At 52.6% G+C, this 13,861-nt stretch carries 13 protein-coding genes; 9 read left to right on the top strand and 4 right to left on the bottom strand.

What is annotated here, in order from left to right:
* Positions 1-4: 4 nt before the first annotated feature.
* The 5 genes from hutU to BLQ82_RS19775 all read left to right on the top strand — a co-directional run bounded on the left by hutU (position 5) and on the right by BLQ82_RS19775 (position 6,826).
* Positions 5-1,702 (top strand): urocanate hydratase, encoded by a 1,698-nt coding sequence (hutU, locus tag BLQ82_RS19795; RefSeq protein WP_062523512.1) that lies wholly within the window; start codon positions 5-7, stop codon positions 1,700-1,702.
* Positions 1,686-2,963, top strand: a complete 1,278-nt coding sequence (gene hutI, locus BLQ82_RS19790) for an imidazolonepropionase (protein WP_062523513.1) — start codon at positions 1,686-1,688, stop codon at positions 2,961-2,963. Before hutU ends, hutI begins: the two co-directional genes overlap by 17 nt.
* Entirely contained in the window at positions 2,960-4,351 is a 1,392-nt protein-coding gene (locus tag BLQ82_RS19785; protein WP_082722665.1) for a Zn-dependent hydrolase, read from the top strand. The genes hutI and BLQ82_RS19785 overlap by 4 nt, the downstream gene beginning before the upstream one ends.
* A gap of 12 nt (positions 4,352-4,363) precedes the next feature.
* Positions 4,364-5,686 (top strand): amidohydrolase family protein, encoded by a 1,323-nt coding sequence (locus tag BLQ82_RS19780; protein WP_062523514.1) that lies wholly within the window; start codon positions 4,364-4,366, stop codon positions 5,684-5,686.
* 543 nt (positions 5,687-6,229) lie between these two features.
* Entirely contained in the window at positions 6,230-6,826 is a 597-nt protein-coding gene (locus tag BLQ82_RS19775; RefSeq protein ID WP_062523515.1) for a Crp/Fnr family transcriptional regulator, read from the top strand.
* Here BLQ82_RS19775 and BLQ82_RS19770 read toward each other — a convergent pair.
* Complete coding sequence (locus BLQ82_RS19770; RefSeq protein ID WP_062523516.1) at positions 6,783-7,490, bottom strand: DUF4386 domain-containing protein; 708 nt, start codon at positions 7,488-7,490, stop codon at positions 6,783-6,785. The genes BLQ82_RS19775 and BLQ82_RS19770 overlap by 44 nt on opposite strands.
* 237 nt (positions 7,491-7,727) lie before the next feature.
* On the opposite strand from BLQ82_RS19770, the gene BLQ82_RS19765 reads away from it, so the two are divergent.
* Together BLQ82_RS19765 and BLQ82_RS19760 are read left to right on the top strand one after the other, a co-directional pair.
* The gene (locus BLQ82_RS19765) at positions 7,728-8,699 is read left to right on the top strand and encodes a helix-turn-helix transcriptional regulator (RefSeq protein ID WP_062523517.1); all 972 of its coding nucleotides are present in this window, start codon (positions 7,728-7,730) and stop codon (positions 8,697-8,699) included.
* A gap of 100 nt (positions 8,700-8,799) precedes the next feature.
* Positions 8,800-9,312 (top strand): DinB family protein, encoded by a 513-nt coding sequence (locus BLQ82_RS19760; protein ID WP_062523518.1) that lies wholly within the window; start codon positions 8,800-8,802, stop codon positions 9,310-9,312.
* 234 nt (positions 9,313-9,546) lie between these two features.
* On the opposite strand, the gene BLQ82_RS19755 is transcribed toward BLQ82_RS19760, so the two are convergent.
* Together BLQ82_RS19755 and BLQ82_RS19750 are read right to left on the bottom strand one after the other, a co-directional pair.
* Positions 9,547-10,968, bottom strand: a complete 1,422-nt coding sequence (locus BLQ82_RS19755; protein WP_062523519.1) for an MDR family MFS transporter — start codon at positions 10,966-10,968, stop codon at positions 9,547-9,549.
* 74 nt (positions 10,969-11,042) lie between these two features.
* On the bottom strand, positions 11,043-11,282 hold the full coding sequence (locus tag BLQ82_RS19750; RefSeq protein ID WP_062523520.1) for a hypothetical protein: 240 nt from the start codon (positions 11,280-11,282) through the stop codon (positions 11,043-11,045).
* Between the two features lie 500 nt (positions 11,283-11,782).
* Here BLQ82_RS19750 and BLQ82_RS19745 point away from each other — a divergent pair, with 500 nt between their 5' ends.
* Together BLQ82_RS19745 and BLQ82_RS19740 are read left to right on the top strand one after the other, a co-directional pair.
* Positions 11,783-12,193 carry a YjdF family protein gene (locus tag BLQ82_RS19745; RefSeq protein ID WP_025704800.1) on the top strand — a complete coding sequence of 137 codons (411 nt, stop codon included), beginning with the start codon at positions 11,783-11,785 and terminating at the stop codon, positions 12,191-12,193.
* Between the two features lie 84 nt (positions 12,194-12,277).
* Positions 12,278-13,201, top strand: a complete 924-nt coding sequence (locus BLQ82_RS19740; RefSeq protein ID WP_062523521.1) for an amidohydrolase family protein — start codon at positions 12,278-12,280, stop codon at positions 13,199-13,201.
* A 230-nt stretch (positions 13,202-13,431) separates the two neighbouring features.
* On the opposite strand, the gene BLQ82_RS19735 is transcribed toward BLQ82_RS19740, so the two are convergent.
* Entirely contained in the window at positions 13,432-13,860 is a 429-nt protein-coding gene (locus BLQ82_RS19735) for a secondary thiamine-phosphate synthase enzyme YjbQ (RefSeq protein ID WP_062523522.1), read from the bottom strand.
* Between the last annotated feature and the right edge of the window lies 1 nt (position 13,861).

Genomic DNA, 13,861 nt, shown 5'->3' with positions numbered 1-13,861 from the left:
CGAAATGGGCACACACGAAGCAAGAGTCATCCGCGCACCAAGAGGCAGTCAGCTCCATACCAAAGGCTGGGTCCAGGAAGCGGCGCTGCGAATGCTGATGAACAATCTCGATCCCGAGGTGGCAGAGCATCCGGAGCAGCTGGTCGTTTATGGCGGGATCGGCAAGGCGGCGCGCAATTGGGAGAGCTTTGACGCTATTGTACATTCGCTGCAAACGCTGGAAGACAACGAAACCTTGCTCATTCAATCCGGCAAACCGGTGGCTATCTTCCGTACGCATCCCGATGCGCCACGGGTGCTGATCGCGAACTCCAACCTGGTTCCGGCCTGGGCGAACTGGGAGACCTTTCACGAGCTGGACCGGAAAGGGCTAATGATGTACGGGCAAATGACGGCAGGCAGCTGGATTTATATAGGTACTCAAGGCATTGTGCAGGGGACCTATGAGACGTTTGCGGAGTGTGCCAGACAGCATTTTGGCGGCACGCTGAAAGGGACGATTACCCTCAGTGCCGGTCTTGGCGGAATGGGTGGCGCTCAGCCGCTCGCTGTAACCATGAATGACGGGGTATTCATCGGAATCGATGTGGACCGGACCCGGATTGAGAAACGCATCCAGTCCCGGTATTGCGACATCCTCGCCGAGACGCTTGAAGAGGCCCTATCCATAGCTGAAGCTGCCAAAAGCGAAGGGCGGCCGCTCTCCATCGGCCTCCTCGGTAATGCGGCGGAGCTGCTGCCGCGCATGCTTGATCTGGGTTTTATACCGGATGTTCTGACGGATCAGACCTCGGCGCATGACCCGCTGAACGGTTACATCCCGGAGGGCTTGACGGTGGAGACAGGCCGGCAGCTAAGAGCTGCGAATCCCCAGGAATATGTGGCCTTGGCCAAAAAAAGTATTGCCCGCCACGTTCAATCCATGCTGGCGCTGCAAAGCAAAGGAGCGGTGACCTTCGACTATGGCAATAACATCCGGCAGGTCGCTTATGATGCAGGCGTCCGGCAGGCGTTCAGCTTCCCCGGCTTTGTTCCGGCCTATATCCGCCCGCAGTTCTGCGAAGGGAAGGGACCTTTCCGCTGGGTGGCGTTGTCCGGCGATCCTGAGGATATATATAAAACCGATGCTGCGGTTATGCGTGAGTTTCCCGAAAATGAAGGCTTGCAGCGCTGGATACGCCTCGCTCAGGAGAAGGTTTCCTTCCAGGGGCTGCCTGCCCGCATTTGCTGGCTGGGCTACGGTGAACGTGCAAGGTTTGGCCGGATAATTAACGGTATGGTAGCCTCAGGAGAATTATCTGCACCGGTTGTGATTGGCAGGGATCATCTGGACGCAGGATCTGTGGCCTCACCGAACCGGGAGACGGAAGCGATGCAGGACGGCAGTGATGCTGTCTCCGACTGGCCTCTTCTAAACGCGATGGTCAATACAGCGGCCGGCGCCAGCTGGGTATCGCTCCACCATGGCGGCGGTGTAGGCATGGGATATTCCCAGCATGCCGGAATGGTAGTCGTCGCAGATGGATCTAAAGAGGCAGAAGCAAGGCTGGAACGGGTGCTGACCTCTGATCCCGGCATGGGTGTCGTCCGTCATGCAGACGCCGGATATGCACTTGCCGCAGAGACAGCCAGGTCCAAAGGCATCCGCATGCCTATGCTGGGCGGTCCGGGAAAGGGGCGGAAGCATGATCTACATTCATAGTGCCGCGCAGATTGCGACCCTGCGCGGAGCCAGCGCGAAGCCGAAGGCGGGCAAGGAGATGGAAGAGCTTGGCCTCATCGAAGACGGAGGCATAGTCATTGAAGACGGAATTTTCACCTTCGTGGGCAGCAGCGAAGAAGCCCGCCGGTATGTGGCGGAGCACTCCGGGAACCAGGAGGTTACGGTACTGTCGGCGGAAGGCAGGACGGTCACCCCGGGGCTGATTGACCCGCATACCCATATCGTATTTTCCGGGTCCAGGGAGTTCGAATTGAACCTGCGTCTGCAGGGTGCAAAATACATGGATATTTTGAATGCAGGGGGCGGAATTCTCTATACGACAGAGCGTACACGTGAAGCCGCCGAGGAACAGCTAATGGCCGAAACGGTGAAGCGGCTGGACCGTTTTCTCGAATATGGAGTAACGACGGTTGAGGCTAAAAGCGGATACGGTCTGCGGTTGGAGGATGAATTGAAGCAGCTGCGGGTGGTCCGCAGGCTGAACGCTTCCCATCCGGTGGATCTGGTCCCAACGTTTATGGGCGCTCACGCGGTGCCGGTGGAGTACAAGGGAAACGCGGATGCTTTTGTACGCACCGTCATCGAAGACATGATCCCCGCGGTGGCCCGTGAGGAATTAGCCGAGTTTTGCGATGTTTTCTGTGAAGAGGGGGCATTTACCGTAAATCAGTCCAGGGACATCCTGGCGGCGGGCCAAAAGTGGGGGTTGAAGCCTAAGATTCACGCCGACGAATTAGTGTCATACGGGGGAGCCGAGCTGGCTGCCGAGCTGGGAGCCGTGTCCGCAGACCACCTGCTGCATGTCTCCGAAGCTGGCATTCAGCGGATGGCTGAAGCCGGAGTGATCGCTGTTCTTCTACCCGGCACCGCCTTTTTTCTGATGGCGCAGCCAGCCAATGCACGGGCTATGATCGCTGCCGGAGTGCCTGTCGCGCTTTCAACGGACCGGAATCCCGGTTCATCACCGACGGAATCGCTGCCTTTTATTATGAACCTGGCCTGCCTGACGATGCGAATGACACCGGCTGAAGTGCTGGCCGCTTGTACGATCAATGCCGCTCATGCTATTGGCCGGGCTGCCACCATCGGGAGCATCGAAGTCGGTAAACAGGCCGATCTCGTGTTGTTCGATGCACCCAACTATCTCTACTTGCAGTATCATTATGCGGTTAATTTGGTAGATACCGTGTTCAAAAAAGGAGAGGTCGTTATCCAGAACGGTAGGAGGGTGTCCGCATGAGTGATTTGTGGAAGGATGAAGTGCGGGAGGGTGGATTGCTGAGAGAGGAGCAGCAAGACCATCTGCTGCCGAATCAAGAGCAACAATCTAGTAAGCTGCGGATCAATGCGTCACGGCTTCAGAGCAACATCCGGGAATTAGCTATATTCGGTCTGAACCAGGCTACGGGAGGTCTGGACCGCACCACGTTTACCCCGGCAGAATTGGCGGCGCGGGAATGGCTCAAGGCCGAACTGCTCCGTTTGAATCTGGCCGTAAGGGTGGATGCGGCAGCGAATATTTGGGCGGTGAGAAGCGGTGCGGGCGGCAGAAGCCCGGATGTCTCAGCTGTCTCAGACCGTTCCGTAGCCTGTCTTGCCGCAATTGCGTTCGGCTCCCATATCGATACGGTTCCGAATGGCGGCAAATACGATGGCGCGCTGGGGGTGCTGCTGGCGCTGGAGGTCATGACTGTACTGGAAGAAAACAAAGTGGTTACCCGCCACCCCCTGGAGCTGGTTTCCTTCAGCGCGGAAGAGCCGAATCCGTTCGGGCTGTCGACATTCGGCAGCAGAGCGGTGGCCGGTAAGCTCAAGGCCAAGGATCTTGCGGGAGTCCGCAATGACCAGGGCGAGCTATTAACGGAGGCGCTGCGCCTGGCGGGCGGCGATCCAGAGCAGTTCGAGGCGGCGCGGAGAAAGCCGGAGGAGCTGGCTGCTTTTCTCGAAGTTCATATCGAACAAGGAAAAAGACTGCTGGACCGCGATATCCCGGTAGGGCTTGTGACGGCCATAACAGGCATCTACCGTGAAGAAATCACGGTTCTGGGTGAAGCCAACCATGCCGGGACGACGCTCATGGGGGACCGCAAGGATGCGCTGATGGGCGCTTCCGAGATGCTGCTGGCCTTCGAGACCGTCTGCCGGAACCATCCGGCGGATGAAGTGGTAGGCACGATTGGCCGGATCAGCAATGAACCGAATGCGGCGAATATTATCCCGGAAAAGGTTACGTTTCATCTGGAGATCAGAGGCGAGCAGCGTGCACAAATCCGGGAGGTACTTGGGGACTGGGGCAAGCTTGCCTTGCCCATAGCAGAACGCCGCGGCCTGCGCCTGGAACGGCGTCTGATTCTGGATCAGAGCCCTGAGCCGCTGGATTCCCTGGTCATCAGCCTGTGCGAAGGACAGGCGGAGAAGCTGGGATACAGCAGCCTGCGGCTTGGCAGCATGGCCGGTCACGATGCCACGCATATGGCATCTCTAACCAGGGCGGGCATGCTGTTCGTGCCCAGCCTGGACGGCAAAAGCCACTGTCCTGAAGAGGAAAGCCGGATCGAAGATATGGAGAAGGCCGGCAATGTATTACTGCAGTCCATTCTCGCCTTAGATCAAGAATTGAACCATTAGGAGGAACAACCATTGCGCGATTTATATTCGGCGGATGCGGTATATACGCAGGGGGAATTCAAGCAGAGCTACGCTCTACTGGTGGAAAACGGGAAGATTACGGATGTAGGCAGCCGTGATGAATTGCTGCAGCGCTACCCGGATGCCCGGCCAATTGAATGGGAGGGCAAAGCCATCGTCCCCGGCACTGTCAATTCACATCATCACTCCTTTCAGAGTCTGCTGCGCGGGATTGCAGCCGACAAGCCTTTTCTGGAATGGCGGGATCAGGCATTGTACCGGTATTCGCCGCTGCTTGATGAAGAGGCTATTTATACGGGGGCGCTGCTCGCTTTTGGGGAAATGCTGCGGTACGGTGTGACTACAGTCTGTGACTTTTTCTATGTGCATAATGGAGGCACTGCTTACGACGAAGCGGTCATCCGGGCGGCGGGTGATCTGGGCATCCGCCTGGTTTTTGCACGCACGATGTATGACTGGGCGGGTGCGCCGCAGTCCTACCGGGAGACGGTACCGGAAGCCGTGGAGCGCACGCGATCATTAGCGGAGAAGTATCAGGGAAATTCCATGGTGACCATTCACCCGGCGCCGCACAGCCCGCACGCGGCATCACCTGAAATGATCCAGGCCGGCCACCGGCTCGCGGTGGAACTGGATACGCCGTTTCATATCCATGTAGCCGAGGAAATGTTCGAGGTAGAGGAGATTTCGCACAATTATGGCATGCGGCCTGTACATTATCTGGATTCACTGGGTGTGCTCGACGAGCGGATGATCGCCGTTCATCTGGTATGGCTGGATGACTCTGAAATAGAACTGATCGGCCGCAGACGCGGGTCGCTGGCCTATTGCCCTTCCAGCAACATGTTCCTAGCGGACGGGGTTACACGGGTACCGGATCTGCTCCAGGCGGGAGTCCGGGTGACACTGGGAACAGACGGGGGCTGCAGCAACAACCGGATCAGCGTGTATGAAGAGATGCGCATGTGTGCGCTTCTGCAGAAGGTCAGCCGCCTGGACGGTACCTGCATCACCGCCGAGCAGGTCTACCGGATGGGCACCTCCAGCGCCGGTGACATCCTGCGGATGCCAATCGGGTCGATCGAGGCCGGGCAGCATGCTGATTTTGCCGCACTGGATCTGCATGATCTCTCCCTGGCACCCAGGAAAGAGCTGTTCGCCAACATGGTCTATGCCATGCAGCCCGGAGCCGTATCTACAGTGGTGGCAGGCGGGAAGATTGTTGTGGAGCAGGGAAAAATACTAACCGTGCCTGAAGCTTCCATTGGCCGAAGGGTGGAGCAGTTGTTTGAGAAATGGGATAAGCTGGACTGAGTAGCAGACCGGAGCTCGTGTAAATAAGGTGAAAGGGCGGCCGGATCGCGTAGGGGAGTTCGGGGAAATTAAGGGAATTTATTTGAAAAGGTGGAATCAGCCGGATGCGGTATCCTATTTCCAACTAGTGCTTGTGAAGACACCGGTGAGCAAGCGTTAGGTGGAAAAAGGGAACTTATTTCTTCCCAAAATCAACAATCGTGAGATTAAAGTGGAAAAAGGAAACTTAGTTGGGCCATATTGCTCCGTCAGGGGCGAAATGTGCTGAATTAGTGTACCTTTTTCCACTTAGCACTCGCGGGGTAGCGGGCTATGTAAGATTAAGTTCACTTTTTCCACTTGAGTTTGTACCGTTCCAAGCAGGGAGGCGGACGACTGGGGGAAGGGGCATTTCATCTAAGCAACAACACCATAAAAGTGGGTGATTTACCTCCCGGAGATTAATGATAAAATGGAAGGGCCAACACATCCTCATGCAGATCAGGCAGTTTTCCGAGAATTTCGTTGTACACATGATGACATGAAAGGGAGGACGGCTGAATCATGAAGCATCTTTTACTCCAATATATGACCCGGCTGACCTCCTTGAGCGAAGTAGAGCAGCAAGCGGTTCTGGATGAAATTATTGTCAAAGAATACCGCAAGGGAACCACTCTGCTTAAGCAGGGTGAGGTCCCGGGTTATTGCTATTTTGTCCTGAAAGGGTGTGTGCGGCAGCATGCAGTTGACGTTATGGGCCGGGATATCACCTCCAACTTCTATACCGAGGAGCAGGCGATCTCCACCTTCAATGCGCATAAGCCGGATAAATCATCGGAATACACCCTGACCTGTCTGGAGGATTGCGTATTGGTCGTCGGGCGGCTGGATACCGAAAGGGAGATGTATGCCAAATACACGCAGCTCGAAACCATGACGCGCCGGATGATCGAGGAAAGCTTCGGCCAGGTGCAGGAAGAGTTCGCTGCTTTTATTGCCTCATCTCCCGAAGAACGCCTGAAAACTCTGCTTCATAAAAGACCCGGACTGATCAGCCGCGTCCCTCAGCATCAGTTGGCAAGTTACCTTGGCATGACGCCGGAGTCGCTGAGCCGGATTAAGAAGCGGATTCACCGCGGGCACGCCGAGCCGGGACTTTGAACAACAGCCATAGGCCAAGGCCCAGCTCCCCCGCGGTCATCGGCAGCATAAAAACCCGTTCAATTACTTCTATGAATTCCTCATACTCAGGAACAAGGGTGCGGCACAGATGGATCACAATATAACCGGCTGCAGCCAGCAGCAATAGAACACTAATGATTTTCGGGATATTCTCAGATTGGTAGGCCAGCACGCCCACAATCAGCAGATGCCCCCCAAACAGAATCAGTCCAATCGACCATACTGCTTCAAAAGCCCGGAGAAAAAGCATCATCTCCGCCTGCAGCTCCCCGGATGTGAAGCCGGCAAGCGCCTGGTCCCTCCTGTCTGTGAGCAGCGAGACAGCAACCAGGCTGGAGACGGCAACACCCAATACCGCCGTATACGATAGACGCAGCCATGCGCCCAGCAGGGACAGGCCCGGCTGCACAGGCTTCAGGACCGTGTATAGCGCCCATGCCGCAGCGATGTCACAGGCCAAGATCAGAAGCCATCCCAGAATTTCACCCCTGAACAGCAGGGGAGAAGCCTGCAGGTTGCCGAAGGTGGCGGCTGGATTTCCCTCCACCACAAGACTTCCATGAACATATCCATACGAAAAAGCGGCCGCCGCCGCCATCAGAACAATTGAAACGCCCCCAGTTCGTGCCACTGCTGCAGACATTAATCTAACCCCCTTCTTGATTGTGGTTTCATTGTACTAAGGAGGCGGGGCAGGGGCATTGACTTAAGTCAAGGGAGACAGGTGAGGTGAGATTAAAAAGCAGGCGGTATATATTGAGGAAACGAGTGGGTTGTCAAACATAGACTTAGCACTTGCTACGAACATTTGTTTATGTGTTAACATGATTATGCGATATCAAAAACAGTTTTATTTTCGCGAGGAAAAGGGGGACTCCGGGTGGCAAAATGGGATAACATGCTGTCCATGCTGTGGATGCTGCGATCCGGCAGGAAGCTCACTGCCGCGCAGATCGCGGACGACTTGGAGATCAGCGTCCGCACCGTGTACCGGTATATCGACGCATTAGGCGCCAGCGGCGTGCCGGTCGTCGCGGAATCAGGCCACGACGGCGGCATTCGCATTCTGGACAGCTTTAAGGAGGCGCCCTTGTTCTTCAACTCTGTAGAGTTGAAAGCGCTTGTGGACGCGTTTAAATTTGCGCAAGGCGCCGGCTATCCGTATACGGAAGAGCTGGAAGGCGCATTGAAAAAGATCGAGAACGGGCTGCACGAAGAGCAGCGCTGCGATCTGTCCAGCCAGACAAGCGGTTTGGATGTGATTTCTCCAGTACGTCCGCCTTCCGGCGTTCTGTTGCTGCGGGACCTGGAGCAGGCGGCGAAGGAGGGGCGAACGGTCTGCATCGCCTATCGTAAAGAGAACGCGGGACAGGCCGGCGAACGTAAAGTCGATCCATACGGATTGGCTTACGACCGAAACGATTGGTACGTTGTTGCGTTTTGCCATCAGTCGCAGGCAATGCGGACGTTCCGCGTGGATCGAATCGCGCGGCTGGAGCCGACCGAAGCAAGGTTCGAAAAGCCGGAGCATTTCTCCGCGTCCGCCTATTTCCGCGACCAGTCTAAGCGGGAACGGGAGGCGGACGGACCACTGACGGTCATCCGTATCGCGGGAGAGCCCGACACCCTGAACGCGGTTTGCCGCCACTGGCATCTACGCCATTATTTGACGGAACGGACCGATCGCGAGGCACGGTTTCTGCTGGACGTTCCGACGATGAACAAGTACCTTCCGATGTATCTGATGACGTTCGGCACAGCCATACACATTCGCGAGCCGCTTGAGCTTAAGCGACAGATCCAGGAAATGGCCTGCAAAATCGCAAAACATTACGAAGACAACCCTGATTGAACTTCGCTGACAACGGTTGTCAGTGAACCCGGTATACGATAGAGACAAGGCTGCGGCAGTAGCAGCCAAACCGACGAATAAAGGAAAGGTGGATTCATACATGCTTCAACACCCGCATCAATTGTACGAATACCATGTTTGGGCGAATGACCGGTTATTCACCCACCTGGAGCAGCTTCCCAAGGATGTCTTCCATGCGCAAGTGACGAGCGTGTTCCCGTCTGTGTCTCAAACATTTGGGCACATGTACATGTATGAACAGCTCTATATGTCCGTGCTCGCGGAAGTTCCAAACGAGAATATTTTTCCGAGAATCCCGGAGTGGACAGAGGAAGCGCAGGACACAACAGTGGACGAGATGCGTCGGCTGTTCGCCTTCGTCGCCGAACAGTTCCGCGATTTGCTGCGGCGTACGCCCGACTTGGACAGGGCGATGACGATCAGGCACCCGAAGTACGGCCGTTTCGATACGCATTTCTCCGACATTTTGCAGCATGTGGTTAACCATGGGACCTATCACCGGGGCAATGTGACCGCGATGCTGAGGCAGCAAGGGTATACCGGGGTCCCGACCGATTATATGTTCTATCTGATAGAACGGCGGGACGGTTAGCTGTAACCGGCTAAACAATCAAATGCAGACCGGGAAGTCATCCTCTTAGGCATTTATGATTCGAACAAAGCTAGTGAATAGATATGAATTAGGTGTGCAAAATCCCACTAGAACCTTCTGTAGCCCGGATTTCAGCCATTTAGTTTTACTTTTTCCACTTAGCATAGTTTCTTATGAGTTTCATTGTGTTCCCCAAGCCTTCAAGTTCTCCAGTTCAGCTTATACAGGAATGAATCAACTACGCTCAGGTGGCTTTTTAATAAACCAGCCCAGCACCAAGATAAGCACTGCAAAAATAAATTCAATCCAAAAAACCGTTTGCAGACCGGAAACCATGCTTTGTGCCTTCTCGTGGACCGCAGTAGGATTGAGCGAATGGTGAAGATAACGATTGGCTCCTGACGACATGATGCCTACGAACAAAGCGATGCCGATTCCGCCTGCAATCTGTTGAAGTGTATTGTATATGGCTGTGCCATGAGGGATCAGGTGACGTGGAAGCTGATTCAATCCTGCCGTTTGAGCCGGCATGACGACGAACGACATGCCTAAGAATAAGAGGACATGATTGAACAGGACGGAACCTTGTGTTGTATCACTGTCGATGCCGGTAAACAGCCACAACGATAGGGCGATCAGGAACAGTCCGGGCACAATGACGAATCTCGGCCCGAATTTATCGAATAATTTGCCCGACACCGGCATCAGCATCCCGTTCAAAAGGCTGCCCGGCATTAGAAGTAAGCCTGTCCCAAGCGCTGTCAGCTTCAGCGCATCCTGCATATAGAACGGCAGCAATGTTGTTGTGGCGAATAGAACCATCATCAGAAATACAGTCAATACCGCAACCAGAGAAAAAGTGGGCTGCCGGAATACGGACAGATCGAGCAACGGTTCTTTGATCTTAAGCTGGCGCCATACAAGCAGAAGCAAGAAAAGGCTGCCAATTGCAATCACTCCGTAACCTTCAGGCCCAAGTGAGACACTTGTGTGGCTGAAGCCGTAGGTGACGCAGCCGAAACCGGCAGTTGACATCACTATGGATACAAGATCGACCTTTGGCTTGGTCACTTCTGTCGCATTCTTCAGGTACAGGAATGCATAAATAATCGCAAACAAAGCAACAGGAATCACCATGTAGAACAGCCAACGCCAGTTAAAGGTATCGATAATCAAACCGGACAAAGCCGGCCCGATGACAGGGGCGACCATGATGACCAGCCCCATGAGTCCCATGGCGGCACCCCGGCGTTCTGGTGGATAGAGGGCGAGAATCGTATTCATCATGAGCGGGACCAATAATCCTGTCCCGCAAGCCTGAATAACCCGGCCCGTCAGCAAGATTCCGAATCCCGGCGCCGCTGCACATAAGCAGGTACCGGCCAAAAATAACGCCATCGCAGACATGAACATCTGGCGGGTCGTGAACCATTGCTGCAGTAATGCGGTCACCGGCACCAGCACGCCGATAACGAGCATATAGCCCGTCGATAACCACTGTATAGTCGCGGCGGCACGCCCGAATTCCCGCATCAATCCGGGAAGCGCATTGGCAAGCAAATTTTCATTAAGAAACGCAACAAATGCACCGATGAGCAGCGCGGTTAGCATCTGCCTTCTCTTCATTTCGCCTGCCTCTTGAACCTGTTTGTTCATCTTCTACCTCCGAATACTTATAACGTTTCGTTCGTTTTTTGGATGACCAATATCCCCCTGACTAATCTGGCAGACTATCCTACACCATCACTTTCTAACAAGGAATAAAAATTATCGCGGTCTTCATCATCGAATTTGCCAAGTGTTCGTACCCTGACAAATTCATGTCCACCGTACATTTCTATTTCTTCGCCATACCTATTGTAGAGCGCGATCATGTTGCCCTCCTGATTCAGCTCCATGTACCCGTAACAATTTGTTTCAGGTGTTTTAGCGTAAAGAAGAATAAATCTTATTTTGTCGATGCTGTTCATATAGCACCTCCTTTTCTGTCTTTCGTAATAACCTAAGAAAATATTACGTGAAACCGGGTGATTTGGAAAAAGCGATACTGCTCTTCAGACTCGGAAATTCATTCATATTTCGAAAGCATATGGGGGGATCTCCCGCTATGTCGCTCAATCCCACATTATTTCTTGACAAGATGAGATTTGGGGACTAATATAACGTGCCGGTCAACTCTACAAGGTAAATCAATAAAAAGGCCGTACCATAAGGCGGAAAATGATTAGGTCACTTGCTATAGTTCGAATTCTAATTATTAGAAAATCTTAAAATGTAGAACAGGTATATTATTGAGTGTCGCTGTCTTGATATTAACCCATAGGGCGTCTATAATTTTCCTTGAAACGAGAAAACACAGCCTGGTTGGTAGTCCAGGCACATGCATGGCTCTGTATTGGTCAGAACGGCATGTCAGTAACCTTCCCCCCTCGGGATGTCCGTCGTTTCGATTCAATTGAGGGGGATTTATATGAAGCTTACAGTTTATCATGATGGTCAGTATTGGGTCGGAGTCCTGGAGGATCAGGACCAAGGAAAGTTGAAAGCAGTCAGGTACATTTTTGGTCCAGAGCCTCAGGACGAGGAAATTCTACAGTTCATTCGTAATGAGATGTCGGAGCTTACCAGCAGACTTTCGGAGGAAGTGGCCGTAAAGCCGTCTGAACTGAAAAAGGTCAGTCCCAAGCGGCTTGCAAGGCAGGCAACTAATGAGGTACGGAGAAAAGGTGTTTCTTCCTATGCACAAGAGGCTCTCAAGCTGGAGTATGAGAAAAGAAAGCAGGAGAGACGGACCGGTTCGAAACAGCAGTTGGAGGCAGCATTGGCACGTAAAAGGGAATTAAAGGTGCAAAAAGCAAAAGAAAAACACCGCGGCCGCTAGCAGAACCTGCTTACGTTGTAGACAAAGGGCACCCATCCGGGTGCCTTTTGACCCTTTATTAAGAATCCAGGGGGCGAGCCACTCATGAAAGATCAGTTTATAGCGGCTTTACAGCAGAATAGCTTGGCTGAAATGAGAAAAGTACCCAAAGCAGATTTACACAATCATATCACCAGGGGCGGAAATAAGAGATATATTGAGGACTGGTGCGGTGTAAAGATACCTGAGTGCCCTAAGTTTGCAGATCTTCATGAGATGAACCAGTGGAACGCCATACATATTAAGCCTTTGTTAAATGGCCGGCTTGGTTATGAAAAGCGTATAGAAGCTGCCTTTGCTCAGGCGAAAACGGATGGGATTACCTTACTTCATATGAGTGTAACCATTGGTGAAGAGGCTTGGTTCGATGACTCCCCTGAACAATTGATACAAGCCATACAGAACATCCATCGGAGAGTGGCTCCTGAGATTATTTTTGTCCCGGAAATCGCGTTTCTAACACATACACCAATGCATGAGACCGCAGGCAAGATAGATCAGTTTCTGGAGCTTAATTACTTCAAATCGATGGACATATTCGGAGATGAATTTGCTGTCCCTGCTTTTAAGAAGATTTTTCGAAAGGCGAAGGATAAGGGACTGATTCTGAAGGCACATGCCGGTGAATTTGGAACGGCTGAACTGGTTAGACAAGCGGCTGAAGAATTGGAGCTGGATCAAATACAGCATGGAATCGCCGCTGCGCGTTCTCCCCAGGTGATGCGATGGTTATCGGACCACCACATCCAATTGAACATTTGCCCAACGAGCAATATCCTGCTCTCCAGAGTAGAGAACTATCAAACACATCCCATAAGAACTTTGTACGACAATGGCATTAAGGTGACGGTCAATTCGGATGATATGATTATTTTTGACCAAAGTGTATCGGAGGAATTTTTCAACCTGTACCAGGCAGGAGTGTTTAACGCAGAAGAGCTAAATGAAATAAGGGAAAATGCTTTCTGATTACGTTCCGCTAACGGAAATTGACAGTTGAATAGAGTGGGCTGATAGGGAAGACTTCCGCTGAGGATGGCCTTTTAACTTGCATGTTACAGCCAGTGCGCTCTTCATTATCCTTGAAGCGTAACAACGGAGCTGTTTGGCAAGCAGTTACAACTGCTTGCAAAATAGCCCCGTTGATCCTGGTTGTTGTTAGCGTATCTGTTATTAGAAACGGCATAGTTTGTTTTTAATTACTCACCCATCATTTGAATATATACTTTACGGGTCTGCGGACCGTCACACTCCACAAGATAGATATGTTGAGCTGAACCACATACCATTCTGGATTCCTGAATAGGAAACATACAGCTATTTCCCAGCAGCATCGATTTCAGATGACCTGGCGAGTTATTGCTTGTAGCTCCATAGGATGGAAGAAAATGAGCGTGAATATATTTATCATCATCAGGAACAAGCTTCTCCAGCCGTTGTAATATATCTGTTTCTACACACTCCAGCGGTTCATTGATTGTAATCCCCGTGGTCGTATGAGCCGTAATTACTGCGACCAAACCGTTCGTAATTCCTGATTCCGCAACGATCCTGTGTACTTCCTCAGTAATATTTATCATTTGAACCGCTTGCTCCGACATACATGAGATTGAAACTAATTTGTTCATT

It is taken from the genome of Paenibacillus jilunlii (assembly GCF_900102965.1).
In the GTDB taxonomy this organism is placed as follows: Bacteria; Bacillota; Bacilli; order Paenibacillales; family Paenibacillaceae; genus Paenibacillus_AQ; species Paenibacillus_AQ jilunlii.
This window is presented reverse-complemented; position numbering and strand designations above follow the sequence as displayed.